Genomic DNA, 19,217 nt, shown 5'->3' on the forward strand with positions numbered 1-19,217 from the left:
GCTTCAATCTCTGAAGCGGTTTTTTTTATTTTCGACAGCATTAAACTCAACAATCGCAGATATCATTCCTATGAAATACTTCTTATCTATCATTTTTTCAATTTTATCACTTTCTTCTTTTGCTCAAAAAAATCTTTCGTTAGACTATTATTTACCAAAAGATGTATCTTATAACCCTAACATTCCCACTCCACAGAGTATTTTAGGTTTCGTTCCCGGTAAATGGCATGTTACACATGATAAGTTGGTGGAGTACATGAAAAGTTTAGCAAAAGCTTCATCTAGAATTACTATTGAAGATCGCGGAAAAACTTTTGAAGACAGACCTCTTATTCTTCTCACCATTACTTCAGAGAAAAACCATCAGAACCTTGAAAAAATTAGAAAAGAACATCTAGAACTTACAACAAGTACTTCTAACACGAAAGATATCTCATCTATGCCCGCTATTGTATACCAAGGACTTTCTATTCATGGTAATGAACCAAGTGGATCTAACGCAGGTTTAGTAGCGGCGTATTATCTTGCTGCTGCTCAAGGACCAAAAATTGATGAGCTCTTAGAAAATGTTGTTATTTTATTCGACCCATCTCTTAACCCTGATGGCTTGCAGCGATTTTCTTATTGGGCGAATACCAACAAAAGTAAAAACATTAATCCTGATCCACAGGATAGAGAATATAGCGAAGTATGGCCAGGAGGAAGAACGAATCACTACTGGTTTGATATGAATCGTGATTGGTTGCCTGTACAATTACCAGAATCTAGAGCTCGAATAGCTACTTTTCATAAGTGGTATCCTAACGTCTTAACGGATCATCATGAGATGGGAACAAATAGCACGTTTTTCTTTCAACCAGGAATACAATCAAGAACCCATCCATTAACACCAAAATTAAATCAGGAACTCACAAAGAAAATTGGCAACTACCATGCAGATGCTTTAAATAAAATTGGGTCTTTATACTATACCGAAGAAAATTTTGATGACTTCTACTACGGAAAAGGATCTACATTTCCTGATATCAATGGAGGAATAGGTATTTTATTCGAACAAGGGAGTTCTCGTGGTCATGCTCAGGAAAGTGACAACGGAATACTAACATTTCCTTTTACCATTAGAAATCAGTTTACCGCGATGTTATCGACCTTAGAAGCTGCCAAATCTATGCGTACTGAGTTATTGCAATATCAAAAAAACTTCTACTCTAACGCGCGCAGAGAAGCAGAAAATGGCGCTTATCTTTTCGGAAACGAAAAAGATGCAGCCTCTGCATATCACCTAGCCGAAATCCTAAAAAGACATCAAGTTTCATTTTATAAATTAAAAAATGATATCTCTTCTAATGGTAAAAAATTCAAAAAAGGATATAGTTATGTAGTACCAAAAAATCAAAAGCAAAGTCGCTTGATCAAAGCTATGTTCGAGAAACGGACTAAGTTCCAAGACAGTCTATTTTATGATGTGTCTGCTTGGACATTCCCACTAGCTTTTAATTTGGATTTTAGCGAAAGAGCTTCTACTACAGAATTAGGTAATGAAGTTACAAATTTGGAGTTTAGAAAACCTACGGTAATTGCAAAAAGTAACTATGCCTATCTTATGGAATGGCATGAGTACTATACTCCAGCGGTTTTATATAAGATTCTTCGTAAAGGATTAAGAGCTAAGGTAGGAATGACACCTTTTTCTGTAGAAAACAAGAACTACGACTATGGAACTATAATGATTCCTATTCAGAATCAAAGACTAAGTGCAGACGAACTCCATACATTTTTACAACAGCTAGCCGCAGAAAATCATGTGGATATCACTGGAGTTTCAACCGGTTTAACTTCAGGAATAGACCTAGGAAGTAGTCAGTTTAGAGCATTAAGTTTACCAAAAATAGCATTGTTAACAGGAAATGGAATTACACCTTATGACGCTGGAGAAATATGGCATGTAATGGACCAACGTTATAACATCCCGCTTACAAAACTAAATACAGAATCTTTAGAAAGAAGAGGGTTATCCAGATATACTCATATCATTCTCCCAAACAGCTGGAATCAAAGCATGAGTAAGAATGTGATCGACAAAATAAAAACTTGGATCAGAAATGGAGGAACTCTCATTGGATATAGAAATGCCGCACAGTTTTTTAAGAACAATGAGCTCATGAAAATTGAGTTTTCTAAACCTGAAAATGATGCTAAAAATATCTCTTTCGAACAACAAAGAGATTTCTTCGGAGCGCAAGTAATTGGTGGTGCTATTTTTGAAGCAAAAACGGACAGATCTCATCCTATCAACTTTGGTTACAAGAATAATAAAATTTCCCTTTTCAGGAATACTACATTATTCATCAAACCTGATAAGCAGAGCTACAATAATCCTATTCAGTATACCAAATCCCCTTTATTAAGTGGATATATTAGTAAGAAGAATTTAGACTCATTAGCAAGCACAGTTCCCTTTAGACATCAAAGTTTAGGTAGAGGAAATACTATTTTATTTACAGACAATACTAATTTCAGAGCATTTTGGTATGGCACCAATAAATTACTAATGAATGCTATATTCTTTAGTGATGAAATGTGATAACGTTCACATTTTCACCTAACAAATACTATTAGACAGAGCAGTTTTTAAGTGCCGTTTGGCGGATGAAGTCTTTTAGACTTGGACAACCTTAATACTACTATACATATTTCGATAGTAAAAATAGGTGCTTTTATTTTACAAAGTGTTATGGTAAGCTATTTCTAAACTCTAAATAATGATGCAACACTTCATTAGGAGCTTCTGTTTGAGGATAGTGCCCAATAGTTTCTAAAATTACCACATCTGCATCAGCAATATTTTCCTTGTAGAACGTTGCCATATGCTTCCCGGAAATCGGATCTACACCTCCATTAATTAGTCTTTTCGGAATATCTGTATATTGTAAAGCTTCTCGCCAACGGATTTTATAAACCTTTCGTTCCTTTAAATACTTAATAAGCTTCGGAATTACATTTTTACCAGAATTATAGGCTATCGTTTCCCAAAAGTCATCAATTTCTTGTTCACTAGCCTGAGTTTTCTTTCCAAATATTTTTTTAAAATTTTTAGCCAAAGTATGGCGTCCCATAAAATGCTTTAACAAACCTCCTAGTGGTGTTAGTAATAATTTCTGCGTAAGTGTAGGAAAATTAGTTTCGGGAAACATACCCCCGTTTAAAAAACAAACAGAATTAATATTCAAAGGATACGCATCCTTCTCTCTTGTTCTGGCCAACATTTCCTGAACCACCGTATCTCCATAGTCATGAGCCAAAATATGGAATGAAGAAATCCCTTCAGAAAGTAAAAACGCTTCCCAAATATCTACCTGAGCACCTATTGTATAAACAAAGTCTTCAGGTTTAGATGAAAAACCAAAGCCTAACATATCTATTGCATAAACCTGGTAACTATCAACTAAACGATCCCAGATTTTATACCAATCCCAGGAAGAGGTCGGAAAACCATGAACTAGAATTAAAGGATCTCCTTTACCTTCTTTTTTGTAGAAAATTTCATGATTTTTATAAGTGAAATATAATCCTGAATTCTTCCAATCCTGTAAATTCATATTATTTTTTCCCGAACATTTTTTGGATAACCCATCCTGGACCGATCAGTAAAAATTGAAGATCCTTAAGAAAAGAAGGCTTTTTTCCTTCTAATTTATGTCCGTAAAACTGACCTAACCATGCCGCTACAAAAATTCCTAAAGAAACCATCCATAAGGGAGCATATTGACCTATATAATAATTAGCAATGATACAGAGTGCGGAAAAAATCAAAATTTGCAATGCCATTTTTACTGATAATCTTACATAAAAGAACAGTACAAATAGTAATACTACAAATGCCCAGTTTTCTATAAACTGGTTATTCCCTGGGATTATAGAAGCTAAAAATCCATTAGGAATACTCATTAAAAGTCCTACGATCGAAAAATAAATAGCTGGAACACAAATAAAATGTATAAGGATATTTGTTTTATTTTGATGACTTACAGCATACTCCGCAAACCAAGTTTCTAAAGTTCTCATAATTTTATATTTTGAAATGTAACTAAGATAATAATTTTTAGACTTATAAAGTATAATATTGTAATTTCGAAACTTCATAAAAACAAAGATTATGGCACGTACACCTTCTAATATGCTTCCATTAGGCACGATAGCTCCTGATTTTAGGCTTGTTGATGCTGTTACCAATAATGCAACCTCTCTAGATGACATTAAAGGTGAAAGAGGTACTGTAATCATGTTTATTTGCAATCATTGTCCTTTTGTGATACATGTAAACGAAGAAATTGTAAGAATTGCCAACGATTATCGGGTACAGGGTTTTGGTTTTGTTGCTATTAGTAGTAATGATATCGAAAACTACCCTCAAGATGCTCCGCAGTTTATGTGGAAAACTGCACAGAAAAACAATTATTCGTTTCCATACTTATACGATGAAACTCAGGAAGTAGCAAAAGCTTATGATGCTGCTTGCACACCCGATTTTTACCTTTTTGATTCAGAATTAAAATTAATCTATCGCGGGCAATTAGATGACTCCAGACCTGGAAATGGAATTCCCGTAAACGGTCGTGATCTTAGACAGGCTTTAGATGCCGTATTGCGAAACGCAACTGTTTCAGAAGTTCAAAAACCTAGTATCGGCTGTAATATAAAATGGAAGCAGTAATAACAACCTTTTACATTTCAATTCCCGCAACAATCTGAAGATGTGCCAAGTGATGATTACCATGCCATGCATAGATTCCAATATCTTCTGCTAGCGAGATAACAACATCACCTTCGGGATGAATAAATGATTTCTCTAAATCTTCTGAAGACAATCCTTTTAGAAAATACACCCATTTCGCATGCAATGCTTTTATCAAATCTAGTGAAAGATGGATGGGAGCAGATTTGGTATCGAACAGTTCTGCCCATCGACCCTCATAATAAGCTTTTATTACAGGATTCTCCTCGGTTAGAGCCCATTTAAAACGGATATAGCCATTATGATGGCTATCGTGAAGATGGTGAATTACCTGTCTTGCTGTCCAGCCGCCTGATCTATAAGGAGTTTCTAATTGTTGTTCGCTAAAATCAGCAACAAGCGTCTCTATTTTACTTGGTAAGTCTTCTATATCCTGTATCCAATTTGTAATATGTTCTGTTGTTATTTTGGACGGACACTCAAACTGCCCTATAGGGTATTGAAGATTCATAGCATTTATTCGATTTTTTTATAAAAAACTAAACTTGCAGATGCATCTTGCAAATCTTTTACTACCAATTCTACAGCGTTCAAAGATTCGATTTCATATCGATAAACATACTGATCTTTTGGAGAGGAACAATACATTACATCATCCTTTATTTTTACTTTTAATCGTTTCAGAAATTTTCCATCCCTAAAATTAAAACGTATCGTTTCTTCAAAAATCATATGCTCATCAGGAAACTGAACATTTACCCATTTCCCTTGTAACGCTTCATATGTATTTCTGTTTTTGAACTTATTATCCAATAAGGCTTTCATTCGCAAACTATAAGAAACGAAGGTTTCTTCTGGCTTTATATTTTTTACAGCATTTCCAGAAACTACTTTATAGATTTCGCTTCCTTTATCAAAAAAGTGTTTTGATTCAAATTTGGTAAACGCATTAGAATAATCCATGACTACAAGACCATCCGCATTTTTAGTTTCCATATACTGACGTTGTTTGTAGTTTACGTGTATCAGTTGATCATTCCAAAAATAGAACACAGTAATCACCATCGCATTAGGCATTCCTATCTTACGAATAATCTTTTTTAGGCGTTCATGCTCATAATATCCATTAAGCTCTGCTCCATGATCTGCTATTTGATCTAAAAATTCCTCTGGATCCAGAGAAAAAACATCAGATTCCATATAGCTATCTATGATTTCTATCTGGTCTCTGATAGCTGCCATGGTCTCATTATTATCTTGTGTAAAAGAGTAATTTATACAACAAAATGTTAAAAAAACGATTAGTATCCACTTCATAACTATCCAAAATCGGGGTTTCTTTATTGGTTTATTATCCCAAAAAGGGTTGTAAATATCTAAATTATAGACGGGAAAGTTTACTCTTTTTGGAAAAACTTCCAAATTTTAGAAAGGAAATTAACATTTGACACTTCAAATCAAGTGTTAATTATGAGTTAAAGTAACTTTTTTATGTAGGGTAGTCAACTTTCTAGAAGAAAATAAAAAACCTCTGAATACATTTTCAGAGGTTTTTCTATAGTCGAACTATTAAAATTTGTGCTATTTCACAGCCATCAATTCTACATCGAATATAAGTGTAGCATTTGGAGGAATAACACCTCCTGCGCCATGCTCTCCATATCCTAATGATGGTGGTATTACAAAACGAGCCTTATCTCCTACTTGTAATAATGAGATTCCTTCATCCCATCCAGGAATTACTTGTCCCATACCTAATGAAAAATCAATTGGCTGGTTGCGTTTGTAAGAAGAATCAAAAACAGTTCCGTCTATCAAACTTCCTTTGTAGTGTACGGATACTGTCTTTCCTTTTTCTGCCTGAACACCATCTCCTTTTTGAATGATTTTATATCGTAAACCACTCTCTGTTTTATCAAATCCAGCAGCAACCTCTTCTAGTAATTGCTCTGCAGCTTTTCTAGCAGCAGCTTCTCTTTCAGCTTTAGCACCGTTAAACTGTCTGAAAGTTTCTACAGCATTAAAATTTTCTGCTTCTGCTCCTACTCGCAAAATCTCTAAAGAATCAATAGTATCTCCCTGTGCAATGGTATCCACAACATCTTGTCCTTCTACTACTTTTCCAAAAACAGTATGCTTACCGTCCAACCAAGCAGTTTCTACATGTGTTATAAAAAACTGACTTCCATTAGTTCCTGGTCCTGCATTTGCCATAGATAATACTCCTGGTCCATCATGCTTTAAATCTGGATGGATTTCATCATCAAATTTATAACCAGGTCCACCAGCACCTGTTCCCTGTGGATCTCCTCCTTGAATCATAAAATCAGGAATTACTCTATGAAATTTTAATCCATTGTAATAAGGCTTTCCTTGTGGAATAGCTTTGTTATCCATGTTTCCTTCGGCCAAACCAACAAAGTTTCCAACCGTTCCTGGAGTTTTTTTATACTCTAGGTTCACAAGGATACTTCCTTTTGTAGTATTAAATTTTGCGTATAATCCGTCTTGCATAACTGCGTATTTTTAAGCTTGTTAAAATTTGAGCTGCAAAGATAGGTAATTAGGTAGTTTTTATCCTATAAAACAGTCGATTGTTTAGCAACATAATCCTATGGAATTCATACGCTTTTAAAGCATTCTCATATAACAAAATATTGGCTAATCAATCATATCCAATAATTCTTGTGCTTCTTTATATTTATAATTGCTATTATTATCTAAAATAGTTTGCAATGTCTGTTTAAGTTTTGTTTTATTTTTTTGTTTTAAAAAGACTAAAGCGCGATACCATTTTGCCTTTTTAGCCTGCAAAGTATTTGAATCTTCCAACCGCTTAAACTGCACTAAAGCACGGTCAAATTCACCCAGTTCTATGTAAGCAATACCATTATAAATATAACTTAACGGGTTTATTGTAGCTTCTTTTTGATGGTATTCTGAAAAAGATTGAGTGGCCTCCTCATATTTTTGAGCTTCGAATAACAATTGAGCTTCTTCCAATAATTTGTGGGCATCCTCTCCTCTGGTTACAAGAGAAGGTATTTCATCTAAATGTATGAACGAAGCATATAATTCTTCGTAATTCTTATCCTTAAAAACAAATAAAGAAACTGTAAGTAATACAGCAATAGATGCCGCAATACCAATAAACCAAAATCTTCTAGAATTTACACTGGTTCGGTTTTCTGTGATCACTTCATTGATGGTAGCTTTTATATCTGAAGCTTCATCACTCTTAAAAAAAGACTGTAATTGTTTTGCCTGATCTGTCTTTAATATGTCTTCATCCCCTTCTGCCCAACTTTCATTTCCATACATTGCAAACATCTCTTTTTGCAATTTAAATTCTTGAGCAAGTGCTGCATCTGTGCGAAGTCTTTCCTCGAACGCTTGTTGTTCTGATATTGACATATTACCACTTAGGTAATCATCAATTTCTATCGGATAATCCTTCATAATTCTTTGATTTGGTTAAATCTACTATCTTTTTTAATCAATTTTGTCAACTGTGACTTACAATTAAAAATACGTTGTCTTACCACATTATCACTGTTGTAACCAAGTTTTTCTACAATTTCTTTATAGGGTACTTTGTTAAAAAACATTTGTAACAATTGCTTACAATTATCGGATAACTCTGCCAATTTTTCCTGAAACAATTCCCATTTCTCTTGTTCTAAAGTTGCCATGGTCATATCTTCAGCTTCTTTACTACGTTCAATCAATTCGTCATTTGTTACTATCCGTTTTTGTTTATTTAGGTCTCTACGCCATAAATTTCTACAGGCTACATAAAGATAACCAGTGAACGAACCTTCTACAGAGAACTCTTGAACTCGATATCTAGCAATTAATTGCATCAAAGCTTTCTGAAAAACATCTTCTGCATCACTAACACTTCCATTATTATTTAATACAAAACTTCTTATTTTGGGGAATTGATTTACATACAAATCTTGTATAACTTTTTTATCACCCGCTACGAGAAGTTTTAGTTGATCTTTTTCATTTATAGACATTAAGAGATCTTTAACGTTAAATTTTTTTTACTTTCGCGTAGTAACATTTATTAGGTTCGGGGAATATACTAATGAATAATGAAAACAAAAAACATTTAAAAATGAAAAAAATCACGTTACTACTAGTAGCGGCAGTCTTTGCAATTGGAATACAAAGCTGTTCTACCGAAAAGGAATTTGTTTATCAAGGTGATAAAATACCAGAAGATGCTATTAAGTTTACAAATAATATCGGTCAAAAAAACTTGAATGGAAATGCTACCACACCTTTTAAAAAACTATTAGTCTATTATCCAGATGGAGCTTCTTTCGAAGATAATATGGATTATGTAGAAAGTTCTCTTAAAACTACATTTTCAACTATCTTTGTAGGAGTTCAACAACAATGTGGTACTATTTATGAATGGTATGTACCAATAGATGAGCTACCCGACTATTATTGCCGCCGTTCGTGCGCTCCAGAGGATTCTTACCCAAAACTTGATGGAGAAGGTACAGCTACCCATAAAAAGGAATCAAAATTAGTTCTTTCAGGCGATGATGAGGAGGGAGATGCAGCTTGTCCTGGTTGTAAAAGTCAAAGTTCTTATGGTTGGATTAACCATCCAAACCCAACCTGTGAAGATATAGAATCATATTATAATTATTTGTAATATATAATTAATTTGAGGATTCGATTTAGTTTTATCTTAATCAATATCATTAGTTCCTTGATCTTTTTAATTAAAGGTCAAGGAGTATCTAGTGATTTAGATTCGATAAACAAACTAGCTGGTTCAAATTATGAAAAAATTGATCTTTATTATAAAATATTGGATAAATGGAAAACCAATAAAGATTATATCCAACTAGGATTTGATGCTCATCAGCTAGCAAAATGGATACATAAAGAAAAAAAATGGAATGAAGCAATAAGCATTGTAAAAACTGCATATAAAGCAAGAGAAAAAGTCTCTCCTGTAAACAAAGAACTATTAAAGCGCAGCTATTATAACTATGCAATTTATAATTATCGAAAGAAAAATTACGCCGAAGCAATAACCTATTTCGAAAAACTAATTGCTATAGATGATTCTCCATTCTTGAGAGGCAGAGCCTATGAACTAATTGGGGATTGTTATAGAAAATACGGAGATTTTCATAGATCCATCGATTATCAATTAAAAGCTCTATCCAACCACGAGGAAAGAGATATTAAAAAAGGATATCTAATTGTAGGTAATATTAATTTAGCATATACCTATATCGCATTAAGATCCTCTCAAAACTCAAAAAAAGCCATAAAGCATTTAGAGATTGCAGAAAAGCTTATTCAACAGAGAGAAAACCATAATAAATTAGACTTATACATAGTTAAGAACAATTTTGGAAATGTTTACTGTGAAGGTGTTGGGACAAAAAATATAGAAAAATGTATTAATTCTTATAATGAGGCGTTAAAGTTATTACAAGAATTGAAACTAAAAAATAAGTATTCTTCCATTTATTATAATTTAGGTTTAGCACATACCAAAACGGACTCTACTATTTCTAATCATTATTTTAAAAAAGCACTAGAATATGTAAAATACGATAAGGCTTTAAACCCTCTTATCCATATGGGTATAGGTATAAAACACATGGAATACAATGATCACTTTCAAGCTCAGGAAAGTTTCACCAATAGTTTCAAATATTATTTTGATTTAAAAGACATAGATATTTATTGGCTTCCTAAAAATCAAGATTTAGACAAAATTACTGATCCTACAAAATTCTTAGAGCTTTTAAAAAGAAGGCTTGAAAGCTGGTTAGAATTAAGTAAAAAAGATGATAAATATTATATTCAAGGAATTAAAACGGCATATATTGGAGATCATTTTATCAATCTTTTATTAAAAGATAACTTATCCATAAGAACAAAACTTCTATGGAGAAATATCGCGTCGCAAATGTATTTAATAGCTTTAGAAGCTACTATGAAAACTAACAAATATAATGATGCGTTTTATTTCATGGAAAAAAGTAAAGCACTACTCCTATTACAAAGTCTTAACAAAAATGACATCAATCTTCCTCCCATCATTTTAGAAAAAAATAAAAAATTATCTGATAAAATTGCCTCCTTACGATCCCAACTCAGATCTGCAAATCTAACAAACAGAGATTCTATAGAAGAATTAACATTATCTAAAGAAGCTTACTTAAAGAGTTACAGAGATTCTCTTTCATCAAAATACCCTTTTCAATTTACCAATTACTCAATACCCAAAACCATTTCCTTGTCCTCATTAGAATTAGCTTCCGACGAAGTGGTAATTCAATACGCTATGGGAATTAGAGTGGCCGAAACAGAACCTGAAGCCTATGGTCTTTTCATATCAAATAACAAAAAAAGACTATTCAAAATTTCAAAAGTTAGTGATTTAAAAAACAACATTGATTTATTAAGAAAACTCCTTAATCAGCCTTTTAAAACAGAAAAAGATCTTAACCAATATAATACTCTCGCCCATAAGATTTATAATTCTTTATTCCCGGAAGAAATACGCAACCATATAAATAATAGTAAAATTACAATAGTTCCGGATAATCTATTACATTATATTCCATTTGAAGCACTGATTACAGATATAAAAAATAAAAAATATTTGATTGAAAAAGCTGAAGTGAATTATGCATATTCCCTCTCTTTTAATAGAACTAACTCCAAAATAGAAAGAAAACATGATAAAGATTTTCTTGGTATTGCGCCAGTTGAGTTTTCTAATAACCTAACAACATTATCCAAAAGTAAAAACGAACTATTACAAGCTATACAATATTATGAAGGTGATATACTTTTAAACGATCATGCAACAAAGAAGAATTTTAAAGACACAGCCAATGAATATAAAATTTTGCATCTAGCGACACACGCTGATGCTTCAGACTCTCTAAACCCTTGGATAGCATTCCGAAAGGACAAACTTACTGAATTAGAAATTGGAGTAATGAATCACAAAGCTGATTTAGTTATAATGAGTGCTTGTAGCACATCGTTAGGAGAGATCCGACAAGGTGAAGGAGTATTAAGTCTAGCCAGAGGATTTTTTAAATCTGGAGCAAATACTGTCATTCCCACTTTATGGAGTACCAATGACAAGGCGACTGCTACGATCACAGCTGATTTTTATAAAAACCTAAGCGAAGGACAAACCAAATCAGCAGCTTTACGACAAGCAAAACTCAATTATCTACATAACAACACAGATGCAGAGGCATCACCACATTATTGGGCATCGATGATCCTTATTGGAGATACAGGGACGTTGTTGCCACAATCTAATGATTTATGGATGTTTCTTTTAGGATTAGGGATTGTAGCGGTGATTGTATTGAGCATGTTTGTTTACAAAAGAGTAAGATGAGTATGATAAGAAGTTATAGACTTTGTTGTTTCTTATGGTTGACTATATTAGTTTGTAATGCACAACAAATGTCAGCAACCTTAGATTCTATAGTTTCCAATGTAGATAGTGACACTTTAAGAAAGAGACTATATACAGAACTTTTTAACACTTACAAAAGCAATAACAACTATAGGCAATTGGGAGCTGATGCGCATGAGCTTGCTAAATGGTATTATCGGGACAAAGACAAAAAAAATACGATATACTATACAGAACTTGCTATTGAAGCAAAAAAGAAAGCGATTCCTTTTGATGAAGAATTATTAAAAAACAGTTATATCAATCTTGGTTTTTTTCATAGAAAATATGGTAATCACGAAAAGGCAATCAAAGCGTTAAAAAGTGCTATACCATTCAAAAAAAAATCACTAAATATCAGAGCATATAATTACCTTGCTAACAGTTACGACATTCTTCAAGACCCCTATAATGCAGTAGAAAACCGCTTACAAGTTTTTAAATATTTAGATTCAAAAACAGATCTTCAACAATTGATTGACAACCATATCAAACTAGCCTTTTCATACAGAGGATTTAGAGATTCTCTGGGAGGAAAAAAAGCAACACAACACCTATTAACAGCAGACTCAATTACAGATCTTATCAGTAATCCTAAAAAAGAAAGCACATATCTAATTAAGTCAAATCTTGGTATTCAATTTTATGAGAACAACAGTAAAAAATTAAATTTAAAAACTGGTATTCGCTATTATAAAGAAGCACTTCTAATTTCTAAACAAACTAGCAATAAAAGACACCAATGCTCATCTTATTATAATCTTGGTTTAGCACACATTGATATAGACACTATTCTTTCTAAAAAATATTTTGACCAATCCCTAAACTTGGTACCCCATAAACCTCAATTATTAAAATCTATTCAGTTTGGCTATGGTAAATTAGCTTATAAACAAGAACAATATGATAAGGCTCTTAGTTTTTATAACAGTTCTATTAAAGGTTTTTTAAATAATCAAAACATATCAGATGACTTGGAACCTACCCTAGAGGATCTAAATTCTGTGAAAAAAAAATCGCTATTATTGGAGATTTTAAAAACTAAAATTAAAATTTTAAACGAACAAGGAATTAAGACTAAGAATCCTAAAAAATATATTCAAGCTCTAAAAACCCTTAAAATTGCGGATCAACTCATAGAAATAATAATTACCTCCGACGCTTCTTATTTAACCAAATTACATTGGAGAGATTTAGCTTCAGAGATCTATATTATTGGGTTAGAAGCCTGTTATCAAGCCAATCTTTTAGACAAAGCTTTTTACCTGATGGAAAAAAACAAAGCTTTACTCTTACTCCAAGATCTTAATAGAAGTAAAGAAGAATTACCGGAAGTCATTTTAGAAAAAGAGTTAGCATTTAAAAATTACATCGCTTCTTTAGAAGAAAAGAAACAAGGACTTTCTGCGCAACAACAAGATTCTATTGCTATTCTTGTATTTGATAAAAAAACGGCATTAGGACGTTTCCAAGATTCCATTGCAGATGATTATCCTAATCATTTTTTAGCAAAAGAAATACCGACATTGACTTCTTTATCCGCAATAAAACCCCAGCAAAATGAGATTATCATTCAGTATACTATGGCAGAAAGAATAGCTTATACAACTCCATACGGTTATGGAATGATGATCTCAAATACAGGAAATCAATTATTTAAATTAAAAGGTATTGACGATATTCTAAATAATATCAAAACGCTCAGAAGACTCTTAAACCAACCTTTTACTACGGCAGAGAATATTATTACTTATAGAAAAACATCCAATGATATCTATAACGCTTTATTCCCAGAAGAAATACAAGCAACACTTAAGGGTAAAAAAGTAACTATTATCCCAGATCATATGCTTAGTATGATTCCTTTTGAAGCCTTGGTTACCGATCTTGACAATAGCACTTATCTCATCGAAGACTGCGAAATTGATTACGCTTTTTCGCTTACCTTCCGACAGCAAAATGCTAAAATATCCCGAAAAGCATCGCAAGATTTCTTGGGTGTTGCTCCGGTAAATTTCTCAAAAGGTTTAACCGCACTACAAAACAGTAACAAAGAGATTACAACTGCGAATGCATTTTATAATGGAGATTTATTATTGGATCAAGAAGCTACCAAAGAAAACTTTATTAAAAAGATCAAAGATTATAAAATCCTACATCTTGCCACGCATGCAGATGCCTCGGATTCTATAGCGCCATGGATCGCGTTTAGAAATTCTAAACTCACGGATCTAGAACTTAATTCACTGCAAAGTCAGGCAGAATTAGTTGTATTAAGTGCATGCAATACATCTTTAGGAAAGATAAGTCGTGGAGAAGGTATTCTTAGTCTTGCCAGAGGTTTTTTTAAATCGGGTGCTAATACGGTCATTCCATCTTTATGGAGTACCAATGATAAAGCGACTGCTACCATCACTGCTGATTTTTATAAAAACCTAAGCGAAGGACAAACCAAATCGGCAGCTTTACGGACTGCAAAACTAAATTATCTACATAACAACACAGATGCAGAAGCATCACCACACTATTGGGCATCGATGATCCTTATTGGAGATACAGGAACATTGTTGCCACAATCTAATGATTTATGGATGCTGTGGATCGGCTTAGTTGCAGTACTACTTTTGTATTTAGTGTATTTCTTAGTTAAAAAAACAAGATAATCGTTAGTGCCTCCAAAAATTCGATTGTGAAAAAAATCTGTTAATTTTTCTATAAAAAAGAAAAAACGATAGTAACAATTCATTTTCTAAGGAACGTCTTTGTAGACATAGATCCTGAATGTCTATAAATGTTCGGGTTTTTTTAAAATTAAAACTAAAAATTATGTTACAAGACATTTTAAAAGTAAACGGAGTACAAAAAGTAAACAAACAACAGCAAAAATCTATTAAAGGAGGTGACATACCAATACTAGTAGAGGAGCATCCTTGTGGGGATACTGGTGGAAGAATCAATTATTTTACTAATCAATTGTTTTGTAAACAAGTTGGAGGAGTATGGCTAGGTGGTACTTCATGTATGATCTGTCATTAATCTAAATTATTAAACAAATCATACAAAAATGGAGAGAATAATAGCATAATCAATTATTCTCTCTATTTTCTTATTCTACACATCATAGCTCTATAGCATTTAAAAAAAGAACTATATCTCACAAAATGACATCTGATAACTCTATAACTTTACGCTATCATTCCCTATAACAACCACTCTATTCGTATTAGTTATCACTATTTTAATAACAAGATCATTTAGTGTATTTCTATTTAGAAAAGATAACACAACTTACTTAACTAATTAAAAGTTATTTTTAACCGAACGGATCGGATTTTTTCCAAAAAAGCTATATTTGTAGTTGCGCAAACTCAGATCGTCACACACATGAAATCTTTACTTAGTATTGTAGTTGGTTTATTTTTTATAACCACTATGCAGGCACAGAGCATTTATGAAGCGGGTTATTTTGTAGATAATAACGGAAAACGTACAGAATGCTTAATCAAAAAACTTCCTTGGAGAACCAACCCAACCGAATTCCAATGGAAAAAAAACATTTCTTCTAGTTCTAAAACTGCTACCATCGAAAACATAAAAGAATTTGGAGTTGGAGAAGATTACGTTTACAAAAGGTACATTTTACAATTTGATCTTAACGGAGATACCGTAGGAAAGTCTACCAAATACAAAGATCCAGATCTTACCTATAAAAAGATTTTTTTAAGAACCATCTTAAAAAGTAAAACAACGCTGTATCAATATTCTAAAAACGACGTGCATCGTTTTTTCTATACCAATCCTGAGACAGTATACCCAGAACTGCTATTATACAAGGTTTTTTATACTCCTGATGAAAGCAAAAAACCAGGAAAAAAAGTAATTCCTCAGGAAAATAACACCTACCAAGAACAATTAGCTAAAAAAATAAAATGTGGAGATCAAGATCCTTCTAAGTTAACCTATACACAAGGAGATCTTAAACGATATTTTAAAAAATATAATGAATGTAAAGGCAATAAAATTGAATATATCATCCGTAAAAAAATTAACCAAACAAGAATTGGTGTGGTCGCTGCAGTTGATCTAACAGGATTTACTCATGGTTCTATTGCCGGTCCTGCAGGCGATGTAAATTATGATGATGTATTTGCTCCTCGTTATGGAGTCTTTATAGAAACCTTTATCCCGTTTTCTAAAGTAGATTTAAGTTTCTTCTTAGAATCCACCTACAAGGCATTTACAATGGATGGAAGAGACTTTGCTATTTCTAACAGTGAATTCGAATTAGATTATAAAAGTATTAATGTTGCTGTAGGACCAAGATTCCATATTTATTTGAGTCCTAAATTTGAGCTATTCCTGGAAGGAGGACTTACTGTAGATTTTAATATCGGTACAGAAGCTACTGAATTTATGGAAAATGAATTAGAAAACACAACCACAGATTATTTTTATGGAGGTGGTATTGGATCTGGTCGTTTAAAGATTGGATTCAGACAATACTCTCCCAAAAACATTTCTAAAAGTACTGCAATACCAGATTCAGAGCTTACTACTTCTAGTCTTTATGTTTCTTTCAATATTTTTTAGGCACAAAAACAATCATAAAATAAAAAAACAAAAAAGGATTATACAATTAGTATAATCCTTTTTTACTTATATAAAATTTAATCTTCTAATTTGCTACTTCACTGATAAATTTAATACGATATAGTCGTAACTCTTCATCATCATAATCACCATCGAACTCTTCGATGGCTGTATCAATTTTATCACTTTCAGCTTCAATAAAATACTCATGTATTTCTTCCTGCTGATCTTCGTCTAATATTTCATCTATCCAATAACTGATATTTAATTTTGTACCACTGTAGACAATCGCTTCCATTTCTTTTATAAAATCTGGCATGTCCATTCCTTTAGCAGCAGCAATATCATCTAATGGCAATTTTCTATCTACATTCTGAATAATATATAGTTTGATACCGCTATTTGCTCCTGTACTCTTTACCACAAAATCATCAGGACGCATAATATCGTTTTCTTCTACATATTTAGCGATAAGCGCTATAAATTCTTTTCCGTATTTCTTAGCTTTTCCCTCTCCTACTCCATGTACATTTCCTAATTCTTCAATACTTATAGGGTATTTAAGTGCCATATCCTCTAAAGAAGGATCTTGAAATACCACAAATGGAGGCACTCCTAGTTTCTTTGCAACCTTTTTCCTAAGATCTTTTAGCATTCCAACCAATTGCTCGTCTGTTCCTCCTTTTCCTCCTGATTTCGCTGCGGTAATTATAGAATCATCCTTGGTTTCATCATACACGTGATCTTCTGTCATCATAAAACTAACAGGCGACTCGATAAATTCTCTTCCTTCTTTGGTGATACGTATCACTCCATACGTCTCTATGTCTTTTCGCAAATATCCAGAAACCAACACTTGTCGTATCAATGCCATCCAGTACTTATCTTCTTTTGATTTTCCAGTTCCAAAGAATGGCTGTTCATGGGTTTTATGAGAAATAATAAGAGCATTACTTTTCCCAATGAGTGTATTTACAAGATCTTTAGACTTATATATTTCTCCAGTTTTATTTACAACTTTTAATAATAGTTGTACCTCATCCTTTGCTTCGTGCTTCTTTTTAGGGTTACGAACATTATCGTCCATATCCGCTCCTTCTCCCGTTACCTCATCAAATTCTTCTCCGAAATAATGTAGAATAAATTTACGTCTGGAAATAGAAGTTTCTGCAAAAGCAACCACCTCCTGTAATAGAGCATGACCAATTTCCTGTTCGGCAACAGGTTTTCCACTCATAAATTTTTCTAGCTTTTCGATATCCTTATAGGCATAATAAGCTAAACAATGTCCTTCTCCTCCATCACGTCCAGCACGACCAGTTTCCTGATAATAACTTTCGATACTTTTAGGGATATCATGATGAATCACAAAACGAACATCTGGTTTATCAATCCCCATCCCAAAAGCAATCGTTGCTACCACTACATCCACATCTTCCATAAGGAACATATCTTGATGTTTTGCTCTAGTCTTGGCATCTAAACCTGCGTGATAAGGAACTGCTTTTACTCCATTCACTTCTAAGGTCTGAGCTAACTCTTCTACGCGCTTTCTGCTTAAGCAATATACAATACCACTTTTACCACTATTTTGCTTTACAAAACGAATGATATCAGCATCGACGTTCTTAGTTTTTGGACGTATTTCGTAAAAAAGATTAGGTCTATTAAAAGAGGCCTTAAAGGTCTGCGCATTACTCATACCAAGGTTCTTAAGAATGTCTTCTTGTACTTTGGGAGTAGCTGTGGCGGTTAATCCTATAATGGGGATATCCTCTCCTATTCTTTTGATAATATTTCTAAGATTTCTGTATTCTGGTCTGAAATCGTGTCCCCACTCGCTAATACAATGTGCTTCATCTACCGCCAAGAAAGAAATTTTTTGTTCCCTTAAGAAGTCTACATATTCTTCTTTGGTTAATGATTCTGGAGCAACATAAAGTAACTTAGTAACTCCGTTAACGATATCACTTTTTACTCTTTTTACTTCAGATTTGTTTAAGGACGAATTTAACACATGCGCAATCCCTTCTTCGGAAGAAATACTACGAATGGCGTCTACTTGATTTTTCATTAATGCGATTAACGGAGATACTACAATTGCTGTTCCTTCGCACATTAAGGCAGGAAGTTGGTAGCAAAGGGATTTTCCACCACCTGTAGGCATGATTACAAAAGTATTCTCTTTGTTTAAAATACTTTCTATCACCTTTTCCTGCAATCCTCTAAATTGACTAAACCCAAAGTACTTTTTTAAAGCTCCTTGTAAGTCAGTTTTGTTCAAACTCATTAAATTGTCAAACTTTTATATACCAATTAAATTAAAAATAATTCTATCACATAAACCTTTTTCCCCAATTCAGATTTAGTGGATTGTTCTTTTTTAAAAAGTTACCAAAGATAAGCAAACTAAAATTTAGA

Annotated in this window: 15 protein-coding genes; 7 read left to right on the plus strand and 8 right to left on the minus strand. The window is 33.0% G+C overall.

What is annotated here, in order from left to right; genetic code table 11:
- Positions 1-70 precede the first annotated feature (70 nt).
- A complete protein-coding gene (locus tag Q1B37_RS15610) occupies positions 71-2,584 on the plus strand; it encodes a M14 family metallopeptidase (RefSeq protein ID WP_299900063.1) in 2,514 nt (837 codons plus the stop codon).
- Positions 2,585-2,732: 148 nt separating this feature from the next.
- On the opposite strand, the gene Q1B37_RS15615 is transcribed toward Q1B37_RS15610, so the two are convergent.
- The gene (locus tag Q1B37_RS15615) at positions 2,733-3,599 is read right to left on the minus strand and encodes an alpha/beta hydrolase (protein WP_299899905.1); all 867 of its coding nucleotides are present in this window, start codon (positions 3,597-3,599) and stop codon (positions 2,733-2,735) included.
- Between the two features lies 1 nt (position 3,600).
- Positions 3,601-4,065 (minus strand): Mpo1-like protein, encoded by a 465-nt coding sequence (locus Q1B37_RS15620; protein ID WP_299899907.1) that lies wholly within the window; start codon positions 4,063-4,065, stop codon positions 3,601-3,603.
- Between the two features lie 91 nt (positions 4,066-4,156).
- Here Q1B37_RS15620 and Q1B37_RS15625 point away from each other — a divergent pair, with 91 nt between their 5' ends.
- The gene (locus tag Q1B37_RS15625; RefSeq protein ID WP_299899909.1) at positions 4,157-4,714 is read left to right on the plus strand and encodes a thioredoxin family protein; all 558 of its coding nucleotides are present in this window, start codon (positions 4,157-4,159) and stop codon (positions 4,712-4,714) included.
- Positions 4,715-4,724: 10 nt separating this feature from the next.
- Here Q1B37_RS15625 and Q1B37_RS15630 read toward each other — a convergent pair whose 3' ends face one another.
- The 5 genes from Q1B37_RS15630 to Q1B37_RS15650 form a co-directional block, all read right to left on the minus strand.
- Positions 4,725-5,246, minus strand: a complete 522-nt coding sequence (locus tag Q1B37_RS15630; RefSeq protein ID WP_299899911.1) for a YfiT family bacillithiol transferase — start codon at positions 5,244-5,246, stop codon at positions 4,725-4,727.
- Positions 5,247-5,251: 5 nt separating this feature from the next.
- A complete protein-coding gene (locus Q1B37_RS15635) occupies positions 5,252-5,977 on the minus strand; it encodes a hypothetical protein (RefSeq protein ID WP_299609341.1) in 726 nt (241 codons plus the stop codon).
- 339 nt (positions 5,978-6,316) lie between these two features.
- Entirely contained in the window at positions 6,317-7,249 is a 933-nt protein-coding gene (locus Q1B37_RS15640) for a peptidylprolyl isomerase (protein ID WP_299899913.1), read from the minus strand.
- Between the two features lie 147 nt (positions 7,250-7,396).
- Positions 7,397-8,194 carry a hypothetical protein gene (locus Q1B37_RS15645; RefSeq protein WP_299899920.1) on the minus strand — a complete coding sequence of 266 codons (798 nt, stop codon included), beginning with the start codon at positions 8,192-8,194 and terminating at the stop codon, positions 7,397-7,399.
- Positions 8,191-8,757 carry an RNA polymerase sigma factor gene (locus Q1B37_RS15650; RefSeq protein WP_299899923.1) on the minus strand — a complete coding sequence of 189 codons (567 nt, stop codon included), beginning with the start codon at positions 8,755-8,757 and terminating at the stop codon, positions 8,191-8,193. The genes Q1B37_RS15645 and Q1B37_RS15650 overlap by 4 nt, the downstream gene beginning before the upstream one ends.
- A 101-nt stretch (positions 8,758-8,858) precedes the next feature.
- Between Q1B37_RS15650 and Q1B37_RS15655 the strand changes: the two genes are divergently transcribed.
- The 5 genes from Q1B37_RS15655 to Q1B37_RS15675 all read left to right on the plus strand — a co-directional run bounded on the left by Q1B37_RS15655 (position 8,859) and on the right by Q1B37_RS15675 (position 16,796).
- Positions 8,859-9,410 (plus strand): hypothetical protein, encoded by a 552-nt coding sequence (locus Q1B37_RS15655; protein ID WP_299899925.1) that lies wholly within the window; start codon positions 8,859-8,861, stop codon positions 9,408-9,410.
- A gap of 57 nt (positions 9,411-9,467) precedes the next feature.
- Positions 9,468-12,146: a CHAT domain-containing tetratricopeptide repeat protein gene (locus Q1B37_RS15660; protein WP_299899928.1), complete on the plus strand. Its 2,679-nt coding sequence runs from the start codon at positions 9,468-9,470 to the stop codon at positions 12,144-12,146.
- A 68-nt stretch (positions 12,147-12,214) separates the two neighbouring features.
- Positions 12,215-14,869 (plus strand): CHAT domain-containing protein, encoded by a 2,655-nt coding sequence (locus tag Q1B37_RS15665; RefSeq protein ID WP_299899931.1) that lies wholly within the window; start codon positions 12,215-12,217, stop codon positions 14,867-14,869.
- A gap of 163 nt (positions 14,870-15,032) precedes the next feature.
- Positions 15,033-15,242 carry a hypothetical protein gene (locus Q1B37_RS15670; RefSeq protein ID WP_299609322.1) on the plus strand — a complete coding sequence of 70 codons (210 nt, stop codon included), beginning with the start codon at positions 15,033-15,035 and terminating at the stop codon, positions 15,240-15,242.
- Between the two features lie 348 nt (positions 15,243-15,590).
- A complete protein-coding gene (locus Q1B37_RS15675; RefSeq protein WP_299899933.1) occupies positions 15,591-16,796 on the plus strand; it encodes a hypothetical protein in 1,206 nt (401 codons plus the stop codon).
- 85 nt (positions 16,797-16,881) lie between these two features.
- On the opposite strand, the gene recQ is transcribed toward Q1B37_RS15675, so the two are convergent.
- Entirely contained in the window at positions 16,882-19,086 is a 2,205-nt protein-coding gene (recQ, locus tag Q1B37_RS15680; RefSeq protein ID WP_299899936.1) for a DNA helicase RecQ, read from the minus strand.
- Positions 19,087-19,217 lie beyond the last annotated feature (131 nt).

Source organism: uncultured Aquimarina sp., assembly GCF_947492965.1.
Lineage (GTDB): Bacteria > Bacteroidota > Bacteroidia > Flavobacteriales > Flavobacteriaceae > Aquimarina.